Annotated in this window: 18 protein-coding genes, 1 tRNA gene and 2 riboswitches; of the genes, 4 read left to right on the top strand and 15 right to left on the bottom strand. The window is 37.2% G+C overall.

Going from position 1 to position 22,164, the window contains the following annotated elements; genetic code table 11:
- Nucleotides 1-52: 52 nt before the first annotated feature.
- The 3 genes from EPI11_RS12865 to EPI11_RS12855 form a co-directional block, all read right to left on the bottom strand.
- Nucleotides 53-958 carry an SDR family oxidoreductase gene (locus EPI11_RS12865; RefSeq protein WP_128390388.1) on the bottom strand — a complete coding sequence of 302 codons (906 nt, stop codon included), beginning with the start codon at nt 956-958 and terminating at the stop codon, nt 53-55.
- Between the two features lie 264 nt (nt 959-1,222).
- The gene (locus EPI11_RS12860; RefSeq protein ID WP_128390387.1) at nt 1,223-2,680 is read right to left on the bottom strand and encodes an FAD-dependent oxidoreductase; all 1,458 of its coding nucleotides are present in this window, start codon (nt 2,678-2,680) and stop codon (nt 1,223-1,225) included.
- Between the two features lie 167 nt (nt 2,681-2,847).
- Nucleotides 2,848-2,921 (bottom strand) — tRNA-Arg (locus tag EPI11_RS12855).
- 70 nt (nt 2,922-2,991) lie between these two features.
- On the opposite strand from EPI11_RS12855, the gene EPI11_RS12850 reads away from it, so the two are divergent.
- Nucleotides 2,992-3,504 carry an adenine phosphoribosyltransferase gene (locus EPI11_RS12850; RefSeq protein ID WP_128390386.1) on the top strand — a complete coding sequence of 171 codons (513 nt, stop codon included), beginning with the start codon at nt 2,992-2,994 and terminating at the stop codon, nt 3,502-3,504.
- Here EPI11_RS12850 and EPI11_RS12845 read toward each other — a convergent pair.
- The 5 genes from EPI11_RS12845 to EPI11_RS12825 all read right to left on the bottom strand — a co-directional run bounded on the left by EPI11_RS12845 (nt 3,501) and on the right by EPI11_RS12825 (nt 9,494).
- Complete coding sequence (locus EPI11_RS12845; protein ID WP_128390385.1) at nt 3,501-3,641, bottom strand: SsrA-binding protein; 141 nt, start codon at nt 3,639-3,641, stop codon at nt 3,501-3,503. The genes EPI11_RS12850 and EPI11_RS12845 overlap by 4 nt on opposite strands.
- Nucleotides 3,642-3,751: 110 nt before the next feature.
- Entirely contained in the window at nt 3,752-5,662 is a 1,911-nt protein-coding gene (locus tag EPI11_RS12840) for a M56 family metallopeptidase (protein WP_128390384.1), read from the bottom strand.
- Between the two features lie 102 nt (nt 5,663-5,764).
- On the bottom strand, nt 5,765-7,765 hold the full coding sequence (locus EPI11_RS12835) for a M56 family metallopeptidase (RefSeq protein WP_128390383.1): 2,001 nt from the start codon (nt 7,763-7,765) through the stop codon (nt 5,765-5,767).
- Between the two features lies 1 nt (nt 7,766).
- Nucleotides 7,767-8,126: a BlaI/MecI/CopY family transcriptional regulator gene (locus EPI11_RS12830; RefSeq protein ID WP_128390382.1), complete on the bottom strand. Its 360-nt coding sequence runs from the start codon at nt 8,124-8,126 to the stop codon at nt 7,767-7,769.
- Between the two features lie 117 nt (nt 8,127-8,243).
- Nucleotides 8,244-9,494 (bottom strand): MDR family MFS transporter, encoded by a 1,251-nt coding sequence (locus EPI11_RS12825; RefSeq protein ID WP_394343647.1) that lies wholly within the window; start codon nt 9,492-9,494, stop codon nt 8,244-8,246.
- 64 nt (nt 9,495-9,558) lie between these two features.
- On the opposite strand from EPI11_RS12825, the gene EPI11_RS12820 reads away from it, so the two are divergent.
- On the top strand, nt 9,559-10,161 hold the full coding sequence (locus tag EPI11_RS12820) for a DUF1684 domain-containing protein (protein WP_128390380.1): 603 nt from the start codon (nt 9,559-9,561) through the stop codon (nt 10,159-10,161).
- A gap of 78 nt (nt 10,162-10,239) precedes the next feature.
- On the opposite strand, the gene EPI11_RS12815 is transcribed toward EPI11_RS12820, so the two are convergent.
- From EPI11_RS12815 to EPI11_RS12805, 3 genes are all read right to left on the bottom strand, one after another.
- Entirely contained in the window at nt 10,240-11,475 is a 1,236-nt protein-coding gene (locus EPI11_RS12815) for a homoserine dehydrogenase (RefSeq protein WP_128390379.1), read from the bottom strand.
- Between the two features lie 9 nt (nt 11,476-11,484).
- Nucleotides 11,485-12,663, bottom strand: coding sequence for a trans-sulfuration enzyme family protein (locus EPI11_RS12810; protein WP_128390378.1), 1,179 nt, complete (start codon nt 12,661-12,663; stop codon nt 11,485-11,487).
- Nucleotides 12,664-12,811: 148 nt separating this feature from the next.
- Nucleotides 12,812-12,923: riboswitch (SAM riboswitch) on the bottom strand.
- A gap of 105 nt (nt 12,924-13,028) precedes the next feature.
- Nucleotides 13,029-13,892, bottom strand: coding sequence for an EamA family transporter (locus EPI11_RS12805; protein WP_128390377.1), 864 nt, complete (start codon nt 13,890-13,892; stop codon nt 13,029-13,031).
- Nucleotides 13,893-14,244: 352 nt separating this feature from the next.
- Here EPI11_RS12805 and EPI11_RS12800 point away from each other — a divergent pair, with 352 nt between their 5' ends.
- Both EPI11_RS12800 and EPI11_RS12795 read left to right on the top strand, forming a co-directional pair.
- On the top strand, nt 14,245-15,867 hold the full coding sequence (locus tag EPI11_RS12800; RefSeq protein ID WP_128390376.1) for a S8 family serine peptidase: 1,623 nt from the start codon (nt 14,245-14,247) through the stop codon (nt 15,865-15,867).
- A gap of 19 nt (nt 15,868-15,886) precedes the next feature.
- Nucleotides 15,887-16,825, top strand: coding sequence for an NAD(P)H-dependent flavin oxidoreductase (locus tag EPI11_RS12795; RefSeq protein ID WP_128390375.1), 939 nt, complete (start codon nt 15,887-15,889; stop codon nt 16,823-16,825).
- Between the two features lie 38 nt (nt 16,826-16,863).
- Here the strand turns inward: EPI11_RS12795 and EPI11_RS12790 are convergent, their stop codons facing one another.
- From EPI11_RS12790 to lysA, 4 genes are all read right to left on the bottom strand, one after another.
- Nucleotides 16,864-17,487 (bottom strand): YiiX family permuted papain-like enzyme, encoded by a 624-nt coding sequence (locus EPI11_RS12790; RefSeq protein WP_128390374.1) that lies wholly within the window; start codon nt 17,485-17,487, stop codon nt 16,864-16,866.
- 2 nt (nt 17,488-17,489) lie between these two features.
- Nucleotides 17,490-18,908 (bottom strand): alkaline phosphatase, encoded by a 1,419-nt coding sequence (locus tag EPI11_RS12785; protein ID WP_128390373.1) that lies wholly within the window; start codon nt 18,906-18,908, stop codon nt 17,490-17,492.
- Between the two features lie 333 nt (nt 18,909-19,241).
- Nucleotides 19,242-20,528, bottom strand: coding sequence for a voltage-gated chloride channel family protein (locus EPI11_RS12780; protein ID WP_206619123.1), 1,287 nt, complete (start codon nt 20,526-20,528; stop codon nt 19,242-19,244).
- A 37-nt stretch (nt 20,529-20,565) separates the two neighbouring features.
- Nucleotides 20,566-20,636: riboswitch (Fluoride riboswitch) on the bottom strand.
- Nucleotides 20,637-20,753: 117 nt separating this feature from the next.
- Nucleotides 20,754-21,980: a diaminopimelate decarboxylase gene (gene lysA, locus EPI11_RS12775; protein WP_128390372.1), complete on the bottom strand. Its 1,227-nt coding sequence runs from the start codon at nt 21,978-21,980 to the stop codon at nt 20,754-20,756.
- Nucleotides 21,981-22,164 lie beyond the last annotated feature (184 nt).

Genomic DNA, 22,164 nt, shown 5'->3' with positions numbered 1-22,164 from the left:
GTTTGCCATAAATGTGGTGAGAAGTCCAATCTGCGCATCAATAGAAACATAATTATCCCTTGTTATAAGCTTTCGCAAATTCTTTTGCAAAGTCTGCTAGTTTTACCTTTCCCAATACCGGCTTGTGGCGATAATAATCTTCATAAAGTTCTCCGGTTCCCTGACTTGCCTGCAATTCAACAAAACCATGTGCAACCTGAGCATTGAATCCTATATTGAGCCAGTTTTCTAAAAGCTGCCCGTCGGGTATTACCTGCCAATTCAAATTGGGCTTTCCAATAGCCTGACCCAATGCTGTTGCAATTTCATTTGGCGATACTTCATCACTTGCTACATAGCGCACTGTTCTTCCCTCAAAAGGGATCTCTATTTCCTGGGCAATTGCATCTGCAATATCCAATGGCGAAACCCAAGGCTCTTTTTTATCGCCTCCGTAGTTGGAAATGATAGAACCTTTTGATGTGATAGTGGGAATAAAGGAGAACATATTGATGTAAAAGCCAACCGGGCGTATGAATTTAATGGATACATCTTCGGGCAGTTCTCTAAGAGTCTTCTCAACATTGTGATGGAAGAGAAGTATACCTATGTTCTTGTCGGTATGAGCTCCAATGCTACTAAGGTGAATGACCTTTTTAACACCCGATCGTTGAACAGCTTTTTTGTAGTTAAGACCTATCTGGCTTATGGTAGCTATAAAGTCAATTTCTTTATCAAACATATCGCCTGCCGCTTCCATGGTTTCCATAAGATAAACGATATCAGTACCATGGAAGACTTCCGATAAGAAGTCAGTATCAAAGATATTCCCGATCAGGGCTTTTGCTCCCAGTGCCTCTATTACCGATGCTCTTTCTTTATTACTGCTGATCACAGTTACCGAATGTCCTTTTTGTACAAGCTCAGTTGTAAGTGGCTTTCCGATGTTTCCAAGTGAGCCTGTTAAAACAATTTTCATATTTCTATATTTTTGTTACTGCAAAGTTCAGTACAAGCAAAAAAGTAGAATTATCCGAATCTATCCTTGTATTAGCCTAAATTGTGAAAACTGGTATTTGCCCGATTTTAGTCTAATAGTTTTGTTGGCTGTCGTTATATTAAATATACCGATATATAGTATTGCTAATACCCCAAAAAATATATGCAAATTGGTAGTAAATGATTTTAAATAGTTGACATAATAAATATGGTCAACTATTTAAGTTATGTATTAATAGCCTTTTTATGTGTCTTTATTCTTTAGACAACGCCCTCTGGGAGCATCACTCTCATGAAGTACAATTTCTGAATGTAAGAATTGTGCAGCTTCTGCCGAATCTTTTACTTTTACAGCACTGCGCTCCAGCATTTCTGATTCAAATTCATTTAATACATTTTCTCTCAATCCGGCTTTTCTCCATTGAGATAGAGGTCTGCATCCTTTTGAGATTCCCCGAGCCAGGGTGAGCGCATCGAGCAGTGCCTGATTTGCTCCTTGTCCCTTGAAAGGACTCATTGGGTGAGCTGCATCTCCAATCAGTGTTACCTGGCCACCTTTTTCTAATAATTCTACCTTGAGTAATTCTCTATCATAAACGGGATATCCGGAAATTTGTGCTGCTTGTGTGGCGGCTAAAATCTGAGGAATAGGGTCATGCCACTGAGTTCTACGACACGCTTCTTCCTTGAGTGCATCAGGTCCTTGAGCACTTAATTCCTTAGCCTCTTTTTCTGGCATTGGGAAGCTAAGCTGCCACATCACCGAATCTGATGTATAAGGCATCATGTAGATACGCTCATTGCCATTGGCAGTTTGAAATACTGTGGCAGAATCAAGTAAAGAACTGGTAAGCCCTTCGAGTGCGCTCAAAGGACATATACCTAATATAACAATACAGCCCAGGTAACGTAGAGGGGTACTATCTTCGCCAATCAGCGACTTTCGCACCGAACTTCGAATACCATCAGCACCAACCACCATATCAGCTTTGAAGCTCTTTATATCACCGTTTACTTGAAAGGTCAGATCAATACCCTCATCCTTACATTCTTTAAAATCGATTAACTGGTGACCCCATTGTACCATATCATGTCCGCCAAGCTGCTCAAGTAGTGCTAAGCGCAGCGATTGTCGTGCGATATGTATATTGGAACGTTTGGAAGTTGTTTTTGTATCTGGCTGCACCCACTTTCGAATTCCCCATTCCCCAATCACTTTTCCTTCAGTAGTATGAACGATGTGTCTTGTTGAAGTCACTCCTTCTTTTAATGAAAAAATACCCAATCCTTCGATAGCTTTACTAGCTTGTTGCAAAGTGAGTCCGTAGCCCTGTGAGCGAGCATCAAAGTTATTATCCCGTTCAAAGATGGTAAAAGGGATTCCGCGGTGCAAACAAGCAACAGCTAAAGCGATTCCTCCTATACCACCGCCAATAATAGCAATATGTGGGTAATTTTCTGTATCTGCTATAGGTGGAGCAGCAGAAGGGAGTAATCCGGATCCTGAACAGTTTAAGCAGGAGTATAAGTGTGCCTTAGGACGAACAGGAGCCGTTCCTTCGTCTTTCGTTTTTTCAAATTGATCCAATGCTATTTGGTAGAGCAGGCGTATTTTCTTGCTGAGCTTCCGACTTTTTTTGCCGCTTCCATGACATTCCGGACAAATAGTCCAGCTTGCTTCTTCGTTTTCTACTTTTTCCACTTCCACTTTATCTTGACTCTCGTTATACCGATGTTTATGTGCTATTTGAATCTAGTAATTTCACCTTGAAACAAGTAAACCGTTCATTTATAGAGATAAACCTGTTTATATATTATGAAAAAGGCATAAAAAAAATGCTAAACTGTTTAGCTTAGCATTTTTTAAAGTGACCTCGACTGGATTCAAACCAGTAACCTTCTGAGCCGTAATCAGATGCGCTATTCAGTTGCGCCACGAGGCCTTAATTCGGGTGCAAATATAGGGAATTATGCTTAACTTGCAAGTGTTAATCAATATAAAATTTAAAAAACATGACATTAAACCAGTATATACGTGACATTCAGGATTTTCCAAAAGAAGGGGTTGTTTTTAAAGATATAACGCCACTTTTAGCTAATCCAAAGGCTGTTAGAGAGTGTATGGCGCTGTTAATGAATAATCTAAAAGACAGGAAGATTGATAAGGTAGTAGGAGTAGAGAGCAGGGGCTTTTTTTTCGCAACATTAATTGCTTATGAGCTTGGAGTTGGTTTTGTACCGGTACGCAAACCTAAAAAACTTCCTTTCGATACTATTTCAGCTTCCTATGAGCTGGAATATGGCACAGATACACTTGAGGTTCATACGGATGCCATAAAGCCAGGAGACAGGGTTTTAATACATGACGATGTATTGGCTACCGGTGGTACAGTTAAAGCAGTTTGTGAATTAGTAGAAAAACTAGGTGGAGAAATTGTACAATGTAATTTTCTTATGGAGCTTTCTTTTTTACATGGCAGGGATAAAATCAGTAAACAGGAAGTATATGCTCCGTTAGTATATTAACCTAATGCCCTTGTAGTCACAAAGTATTTCCAGGCAATAATGGCTTTTTGGACTTTTGTAGCTTTTGCAAGATCCAATTGTTCTTTTGTATAATTGGGCAATAGCCAATGATTGAGTTTTGCAAGAAGTTTATACATGGTTAGGAGGGTTTGGTAAATCAAATATAAAAAAAGACTGCCTTTTTAGGGCAGTCTTTAAGAATAAATTGTGTAATTGTAGTACTTATAATAAGCTGTTTATTATTTAATTAAGGTTTATTTTGAGTGGTAATTACTAAGAAACCATAGTAAGCTTTACTTCCATATTTTTCTACCCCTTTTTCATTTGGTGCTTTTCCTAATTCAATATTTTTTATAGACATTACATTACCTAATACTGTTCCAAGTTCTTTTTTGGTAACCTCTTTACTGTCAACACTTAAATAAGCTTTGTCGAAATCAAAGCCTTGATCCTGAAGTGTTTTTATAATATCATTACTCTCATTTTTTACTATGGCAATTCTTGTAGAACTATTATTTATTTGTTGTACTCTTTCAGTTATGGGTGTGTTTAATTTTCTGTTTGCCTCGGTAGTTACATGCAGTTCTGGTGAAACCTGATTACTGTTAAATGCCATTTTTTGGCGAACTTCATAATTTTTAGGAGTAGCATTTTTGTCTTCTTTTAGGGTAATCTCCATAGCACCGTGCTTAGCTGCTTCGCCATATTTTTCAACAGCTTCTTTACTATTTAAAGCTTTCACTTTATCAACTTCACACTGAAGAGGTATACTAATAGCTGATCCCGGATTTTGTTTTACTCCGTTAATAATGATTAGTGATTCTTTACCATTCTTAGTAAATGAGTTTACTGTCCAGTTTTCTTTCAGAGAGTCATCTTTTTTAGCGGACCCGTCAACTTTTATTTCTTCTCCTTTATGGTTTAAAACCTGTCTTTTTACAGGATCATTAAATGTTATAACGTTTTTATTTGTTCCTTCTTCTTGTTCGATAGCAACAGTAAATGGATGTATAGGACTGTTGTCATTTTTATTTTTTGTTACCTCATATACTGGATAGGAGGCTTGATTGTCTTTGTCTTTTACCGAAACTTTTATAGCAATGATTTCACCTTTGGCATTTCGAATAATATTTGAAAAGTAAATATCTGCATCAAATTCCTGTTTAAAGATCAATTTTTCCTCGTTTAGCTCTTTTTCGTCAGAATCTTTATTTACCTCAAGGGCAATTTTAAATTTCGTTGTATTTTTTGCTTTTCCGGTGGCTGCTTTTTCTGCTTTTTCCTGAGCGATTACTTCAGTTTGAAATAAGTATATAAAAGCGACAAGAACCGGTACTATAGTAATGTACTTCCAGTAGTTTCGTTTTTTCGATTGTTGTTTATTTAGCATCATAATTCGTTTTTTGATCAATGATTGATAAAAATGATTGGTAAGGCTTAGGCATTCCGGTTGTAATGTTATTTTTAGCAGTGTTTTCTGGTATGCCTGCACATCAGATATCTCTTTAGTTGCTTCGGCATCGGCAATGAATTCAAGGTTTTGGGAGATCGCTTTTTTATATAACCATACAAATGGATTAAACCAGAAGATGGAACAGAACAACTGGCTCAGCAACATATCTACCGAATGCAGTTGCCTACTGTGTACTTTTTCGTGTGCTATAATGTTTTTAAGCTCGTTTGGCTGTAATAAAGCCGAATTGTATACAATATGCCTGAAGAAAGAGAAAGGTGACTGTATGGCTTCTGAATCAATTAAAAAGAACTTATTTTCGTATTGAACTTCTTTTCCTTTTAGGAGGCGAACAACTTTAAAAAGATCGATAAGGAACCGGATCATAAAAAAAAGTACTCCTGCCAGATATACTCCAATTGCAATATACATCCAGTTAAATTCAAACGAAGGTTCCTGCAGTACAGGTTTTGATTGTAATATTGGCCCGTTGATAATAATTGTATTAATAGGAGGTAAGGGATCTATCCATACTATTTTTGTGTAAACCAGAAACGGTAATAGTACAGACGTAAATAGGCCTGTTAATAGGAAAAGCCTATTTGAGGTAAAAAAAGTTTCTTTTTTAATAAACAGATAATATGCAAGAAAGAACAAGGCAATAAGACCCGATGCTTTGGCTAAGTAAATAAAAAAACTTTCCATAACTAATTGTATATTAATATGTTTATTAAAATATAATATATAACAGTATTAAGGCGGCCAGGTATAAGGCCGCCCCTTTACGAATCAAAACTAACCTCAAATTTAATTTGATTTTTTACTTATTTCCTTCCTTGCTTTTTCCATCTCTTTTTTCGCCTTTATCATTTCTTTTTTGGCCTCTTTCATTTCTTCTTTTACATTTTCCCTAATTTCATTTTTCATTTCTTTCATTGCTTTGAAACTTTCACGATAAGCTTCGTTGTAAACTCTTTTAAATTCTTCTTTATCTTTTTCAGAAAAAATATTTTTCATTTCGATATCACCCATTTCTCTCTTAACATCTGCCTGAGCCTGTTTTATGTCGGCCTTTAGTTGAGCAATGTCCTGAGCTGAGAGTCCTTGATTAGAAAACTGCATTTCATTATCCCAGTTAATCGCACTAAGGGCTTTCATTCCTTCATTTACTCCCATAGCTGCATAACCCATAATCTCATCCAAATTTGGCATAATGATTTCGCTATTATTAAGTGCATAAGAGTAACTGCCGGATTTGTTGTTTGAAGATGGCGTACTTTTTTGAGTTGTAATTTCCATAGCTCCTTTTTTCGCCTCTTTACCATATTTCTTTTTCGCTTCTTTTGGAGAAAGAACGTTAATGATTGATATTGTTTGGCCGTTAGGAATATTGATTATGTCGCTTTCTTTTTGCTTCACACCATTTATATAAACAATGGCTCCTTCAAATGGGGTATTTATAAAAGTCCCCCCTTGGTTATTATTACGGTTGCTAGTTGTGTTGTTTACAGCAATAGCCGTTAATGCAGGAGGAGAAGGAGGCATTGGCGGTGCCACTGGCGGGTTTGGTATAGTACTATCTGCAGTGTTGTTCTCTGAGCTCATTCTCATGTTAGTACCGGTAAACGTAATGTAGTTCTTATCCGAACCGTCATTTTTTTCTAAGCCTATCGTAAATGTAACAATGGGTTTGTTATTTAATACCTGATATATTTTAGACTGGTTTTTATCTTTTACAGTAACTTTTATACCGGTAATTTCTCCTGCAGCATTTCGTTTTAAGTCGCTGTAGATAACATCGGCATCAAATTCATTTTTAAAAATGCTTGCCTGTTCATCCAGTTCACTGTCGGTGGCGTCTTTAGTAATTTCGAGAACAAGTTTTGTTTTTTCATTGGTAGTCATTGTGACTGCTTTTTCCTGTGCTACAATTTTTACCTGAAAAAGAAACATAAAGGCAACCAGTGCAGGAAGCACAGTAGCATATTTCCAGGAGTTTAGCCTTTTGGATTGTTTTTTGTTTAACATAACGATTCGTTTTTTGATTAGTGATTGATAAAAATGATTGGTGATTGCGATACACTCGGGTTGTATCGTTATTTTTAATAAGGTTTTTTGATAAGCAGTTCTGTCAGCCAGTTGTTTTATAGCTTCGGCATCGGCAATAAATTCCAGGTTTTGTGAGATCGATTTTTTGTACATCCAGGCAAAAGGATTGAACCAAAATGCCACACAGAATAACTGGCTAATGATCATATCTATAGAATGCTTCTGGCTGCTGTGTACTTTTTCGTGGCTGATGATACTGTTAAGTTCGTCAGGATTTAATACTGCCGAATTGTATATGATATAATTAAAGAAGGAGAAAGGCGATTTAACCTGATGAGAGTCAATGAGCCTAAACTGTTTATCTTTTACAATTTCATTTCCACTTAATAATTTTCTTATGGTCAATAGATCCAGTGTGAAACGTATGAGTAGAAACAATACTCCTGCAAAATACATTCCCGCAGCAACGTCAAACCAATTGATGTCGATGGTTTGAGGCTGAGGCTTTGCTGCCAGCATGTTTCTGATAAAAATAAGCTGGTTGAGATTTATTGGCTGTGCTGATTGTGGTGCAGCTGTTATCCATATTATTTTAGTGTATTCAATTGCAGGAAGCACAACAGAAGTCACCAAACCAGCCAGCATGAACCATCGGTTTGAGGTAAAGAAAGTTTCTTTTCTCAGCAGAAAATAATAAGCAAGGAAGAACAAAGCAAGAAGCCCGGACGCCTTAGCCATATAAATGATAAAGTTTTCCATATCACTTCTTTTTTTCGATCATATCCAGAATCTCACGAAGTTCATCGGCACTGATTTTTTCTTCCTTAGCAAAAAAGGAGATCATACTTTTGTATGAATTATTAAAATAATTCTCAATAGCATTGCTCATAAAACCTTTTCTGTAGTCTTCTTTGGTTACAACAGGGAAGTACTGGTGTGTGTTGCCATAGGCATTATGACTTACATAACCTTTCTCTTCAAGATTCCTTATAATAGTAGAAAGGGTATTGTAGTGAGGTTTGTCGTCTTCAATTTCGGTAAGCACATCTTTTACAAAAGCTTTTTCAAGTTTCCATAGTATGTGCATAATTTCTTCTTCCTTGTTTGTTAACTTTTGCATGACATCTTTAATTTATACTCCAAACTTAAAACTATTTTTTTAGTTACGCAACTATTTTTATAGTTAGTAAACTCAAAAGTTAGTTAGTTTATTGTCAGATGCCTGCAATAAAATATTTTAGGTGTTTTCTTTTGCGACCATTTTTTTTACGAGAAGCAGGATAGCAGCAGAGAATAGTCCAATTATTCCCATAACGATCCAGTTTGTATTATAGCCCCATTTAGAAATTACTTCCATACCTAATTTTGCACTTACAACGTGGGCAAGACTAAAGGTCATGGTGTATAATGCCATATAGCGGCCTTCATGGCCACGTGGTGCACGGCTAAGAGCAAAAGAGTTTGAGAAGGGAAAGTTGAACATTTCGGCAAACGTAAGCATCACGATACTTACTATTAGTATGCCTACCCACATGTCAAATAATAAAACAAAAAAGTTGAGAGCCATGAAAATGGCACCCCAAAAAATGATCTTTAATTTTTGTACTTTTTTACGTTCCAAATACCCCACAATAGGCATTTCCATAAAGAAGACCATAAGTCCGTTTAGAGACATTAGTAATCCGGTTTGAACTTCTGTAAGTCCATACCATTCTTTATGGTATAAAGGAAGGGTAGTAAACAACTGGAAAAAGATCATGGCAGACGCAAAACTACAGAACAGAAATAACCAAAAAGGAGTATCGCTGAATACTGATTTTACTTTTTTCTGTTCTTCTAACGGATGGTCGTCGATCTTTGGTCTCTTTTTCTCTTTTACCAAAAGGCAGAACAAAGTAATGGATGTTATACATGAAATGCCATCTGCCCAAAACAATCCGTGGTAACCTACACCAAGAATAACTAATCCGCCTAAAGCCGGTCCGGCAGCAAAGCCAAGATTCACCGCTAGTCGTACTAAAGTTAATGCACGGGTTCTGTTCTCCGGTTTGGCATAAGCACTTAAAGATACAAACATAGCTGGACGGAACATATCTGCAATGACCATGATACTGAACATGGCAATACAAAGTCCTGTAAACGTGGTTATAAACTGTAAAATAAAAAAGAACAAACCACTTGTAAGCATACTGAAAACCATTACTTTATAGAATCCTATCTTATCTGATAGTTTACCACCTAGCCATGAGCCAATCATAGAGCCCGACCCGAAGCAAACCATGATCCATCCTACCTGACTATAGGAAAAATGAAGGTCTTCTTTTAAGTATTTTGATAAGAAAGGGAACACCATTGTACCTGCACGATTGATGAAGGTAATGAGGGTAAGTATCCAGATCTCTCGTGAAAATCCACGAAAATTATTGATGTAACGGGTAAAAGCCTGCTGAAGCATTTGTGTGGGTTGGTTTGTTACAAAGTTACAAATGTTGGTTGTTTGGCAGGAATCAAATGATAAATAAATAATTATTTTTGTGAAAAATAAAAGCTATATGAAAAAGCTATTCACGATTGCCGCATTCCTCTCTGTATTTGCAATTAAGGCACAACAATGTTCTGTTGAAAACGCTATTAAATATCAGGAGAAATTAAATAAAGAATATGCCGATCCTGCAGAATCTCCATTAATAGAAGAAGATTTGAAAACATTCAAGTCGTTGGATTTTTATCCGGTGGATTTGGATTATTGTGTTAAGGCTAAACTGGTGCGTACACCTAACGAAAAACCGTTTGAAATGTTTACCACAACCGACAGAAAACCTATGTATGTTAAGTTTGGAGAGCTACATTTTAAATTGAAAGGTAAAAAATGCAAACTGGATGTTTTTCAGAGCCTGGACCTAATAAAACTGGAACAATATAAAAACAGCCTGTTCCTGCCTTTTACAGATTTTACTTCGGGTAACGGGAGTTATGGCGGCGGCCGATACATTGATCTTGAGCAGCCAAAAGGCAAAACGATCTATATAGATTTTAATACGGCTTATAATCCTTATTGTGCCTATAACCATCAATATTCATGCCCGATACCTCCAAAGCAAAATGACTTAAAAATAGAGGTAAACGCAGGAGTAAAAGAATATAAGAAGCACTAAAAAGAACAACCCCTTAAAGAACAAAGCCTTTAAGGGGAGTTTCCAAACAATTGACAGTAGATTGGAGATTATAGATCTTTACAGGGCTAAAACAGCTTCTTCAATAATAGCCTCCTGTCCTGTAACTACATGCAATAGGATAAAAGACCTATCACCCGTGTTTTCAGATTGTATTGTCCTTAGGTTTTTAAATGATATGGTTCCGGTAATGTACCCAACTTCATTATTTGTGTATGCTTCTTCAATGGCAGAAAACTGCTGTTTAAAGGTTTCACTGTCTTCTTTTTTATGGCGAAGCAGTACTTTTAGATTTACATCATCACTTAATAGTAAGTTTTCCTGCTGGCGTATCTTTTTATATTCATACCTATAATTATAGCTTAAAGCTGAAATGTCAGACAGTACTGCCGAAGCTGTAGGGTGTGCACCCGCACCTTTGCCAACAAAGAATTGCGTATCGGCAAAGCTGGTTTTTGCAAGTACACCATTAAATACATCGTCTACATTATAAAGTCGGTCTTCGGTTGATACAAATTTTGGGATCACAAAAGCGGACAAATTACCGTCTGTTCCTTTAAATGCCTGAGCTACCAGCTTTATCTTAAGTCCTTTTTCACGGGCATATTTAAGCTCCAGTTCGCCAATACCATCAATACCTATATTAAAGATATCTGCAGGTTTTGCTACATAGCCAAACGAGTGGGCTAAAAGGATAAGTAGTTTGTATTTGGCATCAAAACCACCGGTATCCAGTATTGGATTGCTTTCTGCAAAGCCTTTATCCTGTGCCTGTTTAAGAGCTTCATCATACGACAGGTTTTCGGCAAAGGTTTTGGTAAGTATATAATTGGTAGAACCATTTACAATTCCTTCTATAGATTCTAAAAGGTCATTGTCGTAGTACTCTTCAAGGTTTCGAATGATTGGTATACTTGCACAGCAGGCCGCTTCATACAATAAAGGGACATTGTATTTTTCCTGTAGTTCTAACAGTTCGGTAAAATGCTCAGCAATCATTTTCTTGTTAGCAGAAACTACTGCTTTACCTTTTTTAAGTGCCGCCGAAACAATTTCGAAAGCCGCATCGGCATCATCGATCAACTCTACAACTACATTTATTTCATCATCATTCAGGATATCGTTTTTATCGAATGTAAAATTCTCAATACCAATTTCCCTTGATTTATTTCGGTCTTTAACGCAGATATTTTTAATATTAGCTTTTAAGCCGGGTGTTTTTTGAAGTACTTCATAAAGTCCAAATCCTACACAGCCAAAACCATACAATCCGATATTTAATTCTTTTCTTGACATAATTGATAATTAAGCGGTTACTGTATTTTTTTCTGCACTTTGTTTAACAGCAGCCTCAATAGCCTGCTTTAGATCATCAATAAGATCATCTGCATCTTCCAGTCCAACAGACAAACGGATAAGGCTGTCGGTAACACCAGAGCTGTATCGTTTTTCAGCCGGGATCGATTTATGAGTCATTTCGCATGGTAAACAACACAAACTTTTTACACCGCCTAGGCTTTCTGCCAATTTGAATAACTTGGTAGAAGAAACAATTTGAGAAGCAATTTCTTTATCATCGATAACAAGATCGAAAGCAATTACACCGCCAAAATATTTTTGCTGGCTTTTTGCAATTTCATGATTGTGATGTGAAGGAAGCCCTGGATAGTAAACATTTTTTATTAATTTTTCTTCCAGTAGGAATTCTGCAATTTTTTGAGCATTTTCTGAATGCTGTTTAATTCTCAGTGTAAGGGTTTCGATTCCTCTTATGGCTAACCAACTGTCAAACGGACCCAGTATAGCACCCGAAGCATTTTGTATAAATTTGATCTTGTCGCCAAGTTCCTGTGTAGCAGTAACTACAAGTCCTGCTATAATATCACTGTGTCCTGCAAGGTATTTTGTAGCACTGTGCACAACGATATCTGCACCAAGGTCAATTGGTTTCTGAGCAGCCGGAGATGCAAAGGTATTGTCTACGCATAGCAGTACTTTGTTCGCTTTTGCAATTTGAGCAATGGCTCTGATATCTGATATTTTTAGAGTTGGATTTGTAGGCGATTCGATCCAGATCAGTTTTGTTTTATCGGTTACTGCTGCTGCAATATTGGCCGAATTTGTAGAATCTACATATTTGATACTGATTCCGAATTTTTGGTAGATGTGGGTAAACAACCTGAAAGCTCCGCCATAAATATCATCTACTGCAATAACCTCGTCGCCAGCTTCAAGTAATTTTATTACAGCGTCTATAGCTGCAAGTCCGCTTGCAAAAGCATAACCGTTTGTGCCGTTTTCCAGTTTTGCAATACAGTCCTCAAGCACTTTTCGGGTAGGGTTGTTACTACGGGCATAATCGTAGCCTTTGTGAACCCCGGGAGCTTCCTGCACAAAAGTTGACGTTTGGTAAATTGGGGTAGAGATCGAACCTGTTAATGGGTCTACCGGAATGCTGTGTAAAATTTGAGTCTGCTCTTTCATTTTGATATGAGTTTAGTTTTATTAAAAATGTTTTTGTCAATAAAAAACATCCTAAACCCAGGTATCGGTGAGAGCATAAAATAAAAAATGCTCCCCCGATAAGTCAGAAGAGCATATAATATTTTGAAGTATTATTTACTATTTTCTAAGCTTATCTTTCCCTGCCAATGCAGAGGTTGAATGTGGCACCTTATCGCGCAGAGCGTGACAGGTTGCCAAGACGTCATAGGGTCAATTCCCTCGGTCTTTCTGGATAAGAATAATTTTTTAAAGAACTTGCTGCAAAGTTAGCGTACAAAAAATGTAATTTCCAAATTTATTTTAAAAAATTTTAAAAACTACTGTTTTTCAATGTGTTGCAAGTGTTATTTCGCTGCGTAAATTTGAGATAGTGTGATAAAAACGATCGCTGTCAATGCTAAAACAATTCCTAAATAATTTGGTTTAGAGAGCTTTTCCCTAAAAATAAATATTCCGGTAAGGCTTCCCAAAACGATAACTCCCATGTTCATGGCAGCAAAAACTGTGGAAGGATTATCGGCGAATGCCTTGTGTGCTTTCAGATAAAACAGGATATTACCAAAATTAAAAATACCTACCAATGCTCCAAAAGCAAGGTTGATCATTTTAAGGCGATTGTTTTTAAATAGTATTTCGTAGAGTACAACAAATGTAATTATGGCAAGTGCGCCACAAAAAACAATGAACAATGAAGTTGTAAAAGGCAATGTCGTGTTTATGGCCATTTGTTTAAAGAGAACATCGATCACACCAAATCCTATCAGAACAATTGAGGGGTACAGCCAGTTCTTACTTTCTTTATCCTGTTTTTTAGAGAGTATCAGAAAGATGGCAGGAAAGCCTACACCCAAGCCGATAAGTTTTAGTAAATTAAAATCTTCCTTGAAAATAAGCCATGCAGCAAGGATAGGGATAAAGAGTGATAAACGCTGGGCAGCATCTGTTTTTACGATACCGATATGCCTTATGGATAGTGCTAATAAAAGGAATATTGAAGGCAGTAATATCATTAAAGGAATGTAAATACTCCAAGGGGATGAGGCATTTATTCCTTTCAGATTTGGTTCAAAAAACAGCTGGCAAAGTATAATGGCAAATACATAATTCCACGCTATAACCTGCTTTATACAGATGTCATAACGCCTGGCTGTTTTGAAGATTATTCCAACAGATACACTGCAAAAGATACTTAGTATTAAAAAGAGCATGGGCTTAAAAGTTTAGCATTACAAAAATAGGGTTTTACATCATTGCAGTGTTAAATAAATTCTTCTTTTGTATATTTGGATTCAAGAAATGACAAGCTATGAAAAAGCCTAAAATACGGAGTATTGCTGCCTGGTAACCTTTGCTTGATTTTGAAGTATAAAAACAATTTACATCAAATTTTATTTATAGAAATGTGAGGATATGGCAATAACTAAAACTCCCCTTGTTATATTCACGTAAATGATATAGGCAGGTTAAAACTATTCAACTAGGGCTTTGATTATAAAGGGATTTTATATTGTAGATTCAAGCCGAAACCTTTTTTGAATTTGGAAAAAGCATAAAAGAGTGATGAAAAAATTACTATTTATTATTGCATTGTTTTCGGTTGGCTTTTGCTATGCCCAGGAAGACGCATGGGTTTATTTTAGAGATAAGCCTGATGCCGAATTTTATCTTGCCAACCCATTAGAAATGCTAACCCAAAAGGCATTAGACAGGCGTACAAAACAAGGTATCGCATTGGATGATAAAGATGTACCAATTCATCAGGCTTATATTGATGAGGTAATTGCATCACAGGGCATAACGGTAATGGCTAAATCAAAATGGCTTAATGTATTACACATTCGCGGGAGCCGGGAAGATATACTTACTCTTAAGGTATTATCCTTTGTTGATAAGGTCGATTTTGCAAATAAAACATTAAATATACCGGGAAATATATCGGGTCGTACTGCTAACCAGCAGCAATATATGGCTGTTAATAAAGATTTTGAAACGCATACTGATTTTAACTATGGCTCTTCGGCTAACCAAATACAAATGCTTAAAGGGAACTTGCTTCACGAACAGAATTTTACCGGTAAAGGGATGACTATTGCAGTACTTGATGCCGGTTTTCCAGGGGTAAATACTACCCAGCCGTTTAAGCGCCTTTTTGATAATAGTCTTATTTTAGGGGGATATGATTTTGTAACGCGTTCTGATAATTTTTATGGAGGCGGAACTCACGGAACACTGGTGCTTTCTACTATGGGCGGATATATAGACGGACAATTAACGGGTACAGCTCCCGATGCTTTTTACTATCTTTTTATAACAGAAGATCCTACCAGTGAAAATCCTGTTGAGGAGTCCTATTGGGTAGAAGCGGCAGAAAAGGCTGACAGTCTTGGAGTAGATGTTATCAATACATCTTTAGGGTATTTTGGATATGATAATACTGCTTACAGCTATACTTATGAAAATATGGATGGACAAACGGCATTTATAAGCCGTGGTGCTAATGTGGCTTTTTTAAAAGGTATCATGTGTGTAGTATCTGCGGGTAATACAGGAACTAGTAATGCACCTCATATTGGTGTTCCTGCCGATGCTGCTAACTCTCTTACAGTTGGTGCTGTAGATGCCCAGAGAAATTATGGAAGCTTTAGTTCTATTGGTCCGTCTTTTGACAATAGGGTAAAACCTGATGTTATGGCAAAAGGAGCGCAATCTACTATCGCCACTACAGATGGAACGGTTGGTACAGCGAGCGGTACATCGTTTGCCAGCCCTATTACTGCAGGTTTGGTAGCCTGTTTATGGCAGGCATTACCTGATATGACAAATGTAGAATTGCTTCAGTTGATACGACAATCGGCAGATCGGTATGCAAATCCGACTAACCAGTATGGTTATGGTATACCTGATTTTAGTCTTGCTCTTCAAAATGGTAAGGACATAAAAAACATGAATACCCGTTTTATACTGTTTCCTAATCCCTGCAATGATATAGTAAATATTGCTTTTCCAAAAGGGGTACATAGTGCAACGGTTACTGTTTTTAATAATTTAGGACAATTGGTAGTAAATAAAGCAGTTTCTACTAATGAACCCTACTTAACTCTTGGGGCTTTGGCTACAGGAGTTTACAGTTATAAATTGGAGTCGGCTGCAGTTTCCCAAAGAGGCAGATTAATTAAAGAATAATAAAATTTTTAAAACATAAATGAACAGAATTACCCAACTTTTTAATATACAATATCCTGTAATACAGGCAGGAATGATATGGGCCAGCGGATATAAACTGGCAAGTGCAGTTAGTAACGCAGGTGGATTAGGCATCATTGGTGCAGGTTCTATGTATCCGGATGTGTTGAGAGAACATATCCAGAAATGTAAAAAAGCAACAGATAAGCCTTTTGCTGTAAACGTACCAATGCTGTATCCTAACATTGACGAGATAATAAATATTATAGTGGAAGAAGGCGTTAAAATCGTATTCATGTCGGCAGGTAATCCTAAAACATGGACGGGTTTTCTTAAAGAAAAAGGTATAACAGTTGTACATGTAGTGAGTAGTGTTAAGTTTGCACTAAAAGCCCAGGAAGCAGGGGTAGACGCTGTCGTAGCCGAAGGTTTTGAAGCAGGTGGGCATAATGGTCGTGAAGAGACTACAACCTTCACATTGATACCAATGGTTAAAGCACAGCTACAGGTTCCGCTTATTGCTGCGGGAGGTATAGCAACAGGTGAGGGAATGTTGGCTGCAATGGTATTGGGTGCCGATGGCGTCCAGATAGGAAGCCGTTTTGCAGCATCGGTAGAATCATCTTCTCATGCAAATTTCAAACAGGCTATAGTAAATGCTCAGGACGGTGATACCCACGTAACGCTGAAAGAACTGGCCCCTGTGAGGCTTATAAAGAATAAATTCTTCCATGACCTTATGGCTTTATATGCTAAGGCACCAACGGTAGATGACCTTAAGGATTTATTAGGGCGAGCCCGTGCTAAAAAAGGTATGTTTGAAGGAGATCTTGAAGAAGGTGAATTGGAAATTGGCCAGATAGCCGGACTTATAAATGAAATAAAACCAGCTGGAGATATCCTTAAAGAGATTATTACTGATTTTGAAAAGGTAAAGAAAGCGGTGGTTAACTTATAGTAAAAAGGCTCAGATATTATCTGAGCCTTTTGTTATCTTTAATTTGTTTCTACCGTGTATAATAGTTTGCTATTGAACATTATAGATGGTGATATCACTTTTTCGTTTTTTGGAATGTTAGCACCATAACGTTCTTTAAGTTTTGTTTTTACAGCCGGATTGCTTAAATCGAAATCCTTTAATTGTTCAAGGTTTCCTATTTCAATTCCTGTTCCTTCTTTATAGATTTTCCAAATCAGTTCAGAACAATAAATTCTGTCGTTGCTCCATTCGAAATACAGATCGTAATTTTTTCCTAACATCTTTTTTCCTGCTGATTTCATCTTTTTTAAATTGCCAGAAGTCAGTACTTTATCAGCATTTTTAAGGCGTTTTACAACATAATGGCTGTCTTTTCCTCGTGTAATCCATTGGTCTAAAGGTGTCGTCTGAACGGGTTGAATAGCTTCAAAAACAAAGTATTCATCACCTTCTTTGTAGATAATACCACAGTGTGAGTACTTTGATTTGGTAGCCAGTTGTATGGCTTGGCTTTGCGCCGACCGGGAGGTTTGGAAAATCAAATCTCCGTCTTTTAGTTTATTATTATATACAGCATGGTTTTCGGTTTTTTTACAACCAAAAAGGAGTAACATACTAAGTAATAATAATAGATTTTTCATATTTAAAATTTATTCTCAACCTCTGCTGCCTGAAGCATAAGGTAATGTAAGTCAGTGTTTTTAACGAATGGTTTTAGCAGTTCGCTGCCTGGCCCAAACATTGCCAGTTCTACATAATCTGCAGAGTGATCCATGCTTATCCATCCCACTGAATTGGTTTTTTGCTGCATCTGTGCAAAGGTTTTAAAAGGCACTTTTTTGTAATTATATAGGCCGCCTTCTTCTTTGTTCAATCCGTCATAATAGGTTAAAATGATTTTAGCATCTTCTTCAGAAACCGTTGTACCATTAGCATTTGCTACGATTTCGCGAACCTGGGCAACCGTATTATTTGGATGGATGGTATTAAGTATCCACTCGTTGGTATGGGTGTATTTCTGGATGCTGTCAAAGTTCACATTAGCATCTTTACCATAAATAACTCCTGGATTGGCATTACCGTGATCGGTAGTTATAATAACCAAGGTTTCTTTGTCCTTTTCGGCGAAATCTATAGCTACTTTGATGGCTTCATCAAAGGCAGTCTGGTCATAAAGTAAGGCACCAATGTCATTAGCATGAGCGCCCCAGTCTACCTTACCGGCTTCAATCTGAAGTACAAAACCATTCTTATTATTTTTCATGCGGTCAATAGCTTTTTGCGCCATTTCTGCAAGAGTAGGAGTAGTCTCTTTTAATGCAGTATCGTTTTGCCTGTCAATAGTATAAGGGAGTCCGTCATCAGCAAATACACCTAATACAGGTTTGTCATTGCTGGCAGCCATCATCTCTTTTCTGGTGCGGGCAACCTGCCATCCTTTAGCTTTATAATCGGCATAAATGTCTTTTTTGTCCTTACGGATCTCGGGACTAAAGTAGTTATTTCCTCCTCCCATCATGATGTCAAATCCTAATGAAAGGTATTGCTCTGCAATATCGTCCTGGGCATTTCTGCTTTTACTGTTAACACAAAAACCTGCCGGAGTTGCGTGTGTTATAGGTACTGTGGTAACACATCCGGCCATCTTTCCTGCCTTTTTAAACTTTTGCCAGATTGGCATATTCATTTCTCCGTTTGGGCCAACGTTCAGCGAACCATTGTTAACCCTAAAGCCGCCGCCCCATGAAGAGCTTCCAGCAGAAGAGTCGGTCACTATAGAACTTGCCGAAGCCGTGTCCATTAGTGCCCGGTTAATTCGTTGGTCTTTATAGAGTTGAATCCAGTTAGATCCTTTTCCTGTTTTTCGGTTAAGGTAAAGATCGGCCATGTTAAGTGTACCGGTACTCATACCGTCACTTACCATAAATATTATATTTTTGGCTTTTTTATTCTTATTTAAGGTGTTTATGTCAAGTATATTGGCAGTACTTTCAAAAGGATTAAGCAATGTTGCGCCAAGAGTGAAAAGCGAACCGTTCCTGAAAAATTTTCTCCTGTTCATTTTAATTTTAATTGAGATTCCAAAGTTAAAAAACTAATCGAAACGCATACTTTTTGTCGTGTTATTTATACGTTATTTGTTCCACTTTCCGGTTTTAAAACGCACTTTTTGAGTGAAACATTTATTTTTTGCAAGTGTCTGTAAAATAGAACTTTGTCTGCGTTACAATTTTTATATTCCACTTTATGTACAATTTTATCGGGAGTAACTACCAGATGATACCAAAAGCGTAAAAAATGATGAATCCTGTTTTTCTTTTTTACTGCAAAACTGCCTGCAGTACTTTGATCGTTATTACTGTTTAATTTTGCAGTGATAAATTTACAAGGGTTATTACTGTTTTAATGCATTTAGTCTTTTTTTAATCCTGTTGTATAAATGATGCTTCGGACCCCCAATAATCTGCGAACTGTAAATCCCGGTATGTCCAGAACATAAATAGGCTGCTATAGATGCTAATCCAATATAAAGGCCACATTCTATTCCAAATAATTCCATACCCATAATAGTACAGGCAATAGGCGTATTGGTCGCGCCGGAAAATACGGCAACAAAACCCATTCCGGCAAGTAAGGCTATTGGGAGCGGAACAAAAAGAAATAAAGCATTCCCCAGTGTTGCACCTATAAAGAATAACGGAGTTACCTCCCCGCCTTTAAATCCGGCACCAAGAGTAAAAGCGGTAAGTAGTAGTTTTAATATAAAATCGTAGACAGGGAGATTATAATTAAATGCTTCTGTAATGGTGGGAATACCTAAGCCAATGTATTTTGTAGTTCCCAGCTGCCATACTATAAGGGCTATAATGATACCACCTATAAAGGGGCGAAGCGGAGCATATTTTATCCTGTCTTTAAACAACTTGCTGAAAAAGTGCGTCGACTTAGAAAAAACCAAAGCTGTAATACCAAACAGTATTCCGGCACCTATGGTATAGAAAAAAAGCTCAGGATTAATTTTTGGTATATAAGGAATGGAGTAATGCGTATGAGATACATTCCATGTAGTACAAGTATAACTGGCAATTAGGGCGACTAAAAAACTAGGGAGTATCGCTTCATACCGAACTCTGCCAAGAACCATTATTTCCAATGCAAAAATAGCTCCGGCTAATGGTGTTCCAAAGACCGAAGCAAACCCGGCACTTATTCCCATTATGATAATGATCTTTCGGTCGGGATCACTTAATTGAAAAAGATGGGTAAATTGATCAGCAATAGCACCGCCCATTTGTACAGCAGTACCTTCACGACCTGCAGAGCCACCAAAAAGATGTGTTATTAATGTTCCCACTAATATTAAAGGAGCCATCTTTAAAGGGATAATCTGTTTAGGGCTATGAAGTTCTTCCAGTAATTGATTATTACCCTTAACGACCGATGTTCCCCAATAATGGTACATCAGCCCGATGAACAGTCCGCCCAATGGGAGTAGGGCTATAACCCACACATGGTTTTCACGCCAGTTGGTAATCCAATTTAAAGAAGTAAGAAAAAATGCAGAAACAGATCCAACGATGGTACCTATAATAATTGCAAAAAAGACCCATTTGAATAAATAGAGAAGAAAAGGGATTTGCTGTAGTGTAGTAATGTGTCTTTTAATGTGCTGATTTGTCATAATTATATTTAATTAAATACATCCATAGTGGCATAAGCCAGTAATAGACGTCATCAGCTCCAATGAATTGGTGGGCGGTTCAGGGCAGACATCATTGCCATATTGAACTGTAAAATTACAAAATTTCTTTATAGAACCAAATACCGAAAAGTTAGTTTATAGCAACAAAAAAACCGCACCTTTAGGTACGGTCTTTCTAACTAAAAAACAATCAATTATAATTACCTAAGCAGTTACAGCAGCAGGTTCAAATTCTATAATAACCTGGTTGCGAATAATATCTTCAAAGGTTTCTCTTTCTCTTATTAAATGACCTTTACCTTCATACCATAGAACTTCGGCCGGGCGAACCCTTGAGTTATAGTTCGATGCCATAGAGTAACAGTAAGCTCCCGCATTACGGAAACACAATAAATCACCTTCCTTAATTTCAGGAATACGGCGGTTGCTGGCAAAAGTATCGGTCTCGCATATATAGCCTACAACAGAGTAGAAACGTTCTTTCCCTTTTGGGTTAGAAATGTTCTCTATATGATGGTGCGAACCATAAAGCATTGGGCGTATAAGGTGGTTAAAGCCACTGTCTATACCTGCAAATACGGTAGAAGTAGTTTGTTTTACTACATTTACTTTGGCTACAAAAAAGCCTGCTTCGCTTACCAGGAATTTGCCCGGTTCAAAAGTTAGCGTCAGGTCACGGCCATACTGTGCACAAAAGGCATTAAAGCGTTTGGTCAGTTTTTTGCCAAGTTCTTCAACATCCGTCTGGATATCATCTTTTTTGTACGGAACTTTAAATCCGCTTCCAAAATCAAGGAACTCTAAGTATTTAAATTGAGCGGCAACCTCAAACAATATCTCTGCAGCATATAAGAATACTTCAATATCTAAAATATCCGATCCCGTATGCATATGGATACCATTAATGTGCATGCCGGTGTTTTCTACAATACGCAATAAATGCGGCATTTGGTGTATTGAAATACCAAATTTACTATCAATATGTCCTACAGATATATTACTGTTACCGCCCGCCATTACGTGAGGGTTAATACGGATGCATACCGGTATTGTAGGATGTTTTGTACCAAACTGCTCTAATATGGACAGGTTGTCAATATTGATCTGGACACCCAGAGCTGCTACAGTTTCAATTTCTTCCATAGATACACCATTAGGAGTGTAGATAATCATTTCTGGCGAAAAGCCTGCAAGCAGTCCTAAACGTACTTCCTGTATGGAAACGGTGTCAAGGCCGGCCCCCATCTGTTTAAGGAGCTTTAATATGGATATATTTGATAATGCCTTTACAGCATAGTTAATTCGTAAATGATTTACCTTAGAAAAGGCTTTCTCTAATCGAAGGTATTGTGATTGTATTTTCTCCGCATCATATACATAGAGCGGGCTTCCAAATTCTTCTGCCAGTTGCAGTAATTGTTTCGTTTCCATCTTCGTTTATCACTTTTAAGTGGTACAAAAGTAGCTATGAATGAACACTCTGGCAAAAAAACACATGAAGGTTAACAAAATATAACAAAATGTTATAAATATAACAATAGTTTTTTGTTTCGTTGTTTTGGTAACGGTTTTAGAGTTGTTGAATTCTAAATTGTGTAGTAGATTTTATTTATAT

Origin of the sequence: Flavobacterium cerinum, assembly GCF_004028155.1 — a bacterium.
In the GTDB taxonomy this organism is placed as follows: domain Bacteria; phylum Bacteroidota; class Bacteroidia; order Flavobacteriales; family Flavobacteriaceae; genus Flavobacterium; species Flavobacterium cerinum.
The sequence above is the reverse complement of the archived record's forward strand: the minus strand, read 5'-3'. Positions and strand labels throughout refer to the sequence as shown.

Bases quoted from the DNA above. Each gene is read 5' to 3' on its own strand.
- EPI11_RS12865 (WP_128390388.1), bottom strand. From the start codon at position 958: ATGAAAATTGTTTTAACAGGCTCACTTGGAAACATCGGAAAGCCACTT.
- EPI11_RS12850 (WP_128390386.1), top strand. From the start codon at position 2,992: ATGACATTAAACCAGTATATACGTGACATTCAGGATTTTCCAAAAGAA.
- EPI11_RS12845 (WP_128390385.1), bottom strand. From the start codon at position 3,641: ATGTATAAACTTCTTGCAAAACTCAATCATTGGCTATTGCCCAATTAT.
- EPI11_RS12840 (WP_128390384.1), bottom strand. From the start codon at position 5,662: ATGGAAAGTTTTTTTATTTACTTAGCCAAAGCATCGGGTCTTATTGCC.
- EPI11_RS12835 (WP_128390383.1), bottom strand. From the start codon at position 7,765: ATGGAAAACTTTATCATTTATATGGCTAAGGCGTCCGGGCTTCTTGCT.
- EPI11_RS12830 (WP_128390382.1), bottom strand. From the start codon at position 8,126: ATGCAAAAGTTAACAAACAAGGAAGAAGAAATTATGCACATACTATGG.
- EPI11_RS12820 (WP_128390380.1), top strand. From the start codon at position 9,559: ATGAAAAAGCTATTCACGATTGCCGCATTCCTCTCTGTATTTGCAATT.
- EPI11_RS12815 (WP_128390379.1), bottom strand. From the start codon at position 11,475: ATGTCAAGAAAAGAATTAAATATCGGATTGTATGGTTTTGGCTGTGTA.
- EPI11_RS12810 (WP_128390378.1), bottom strand. From the start codon at position 12,663: ATGAAAGAGCAGACTCAAATTTTACACAGCATTCCGGTAGACCCATTA.
- EPI11_RS12805 (WP_128390377.1), bottom strand. From the start codon at position 13,892: ATGCTCTTTTTAATACTAAGTATCTTTTGCAGTGTATCTGTTGGAATA.
- EPI11_RS12800 (WP_128390376.1), top strand. From the start codon at position 14,245: ATGAAAAAATTACTATTTATTATTGCATTGTTTTCGGTTGGCTTTTGC.
- EPI11_RS12795 (WP_128390375.1), top strand. From the start codon at position 15,887: ATGAACAGAATTACCCAACTTTTTAATATACAATATCCTGTAATACAG.
- EPI11_RS12790 (WP_128390374.1), bottom strand. From the start codon at position 17,487: ATGAAAAATCTATTATTATTACTTAGTATGTTACTCCTTTTTGGTTGT.
- EPI11_RS12785 (WP_128390373.1), bottom strand. From the start codon at position 18,908: ATGAACAGGAGAAAATTTTTCAGGAACGGTTCGCTTTTCACTCTTGGC.
- EPI11_RS12780 (WP_206619123.1), bottom strand. From the start codon at position 20,528: ATGACAAATCAGCACATTAAAAGACACATTACTACACTACAGCAAATC.
- lysA (WP_128390372.1), bottom strand. From the start codon at position 21,980: ATGGAAACGAAACAATTACTGCAACTGGCAGAAGAATTTGGAAGCCCG.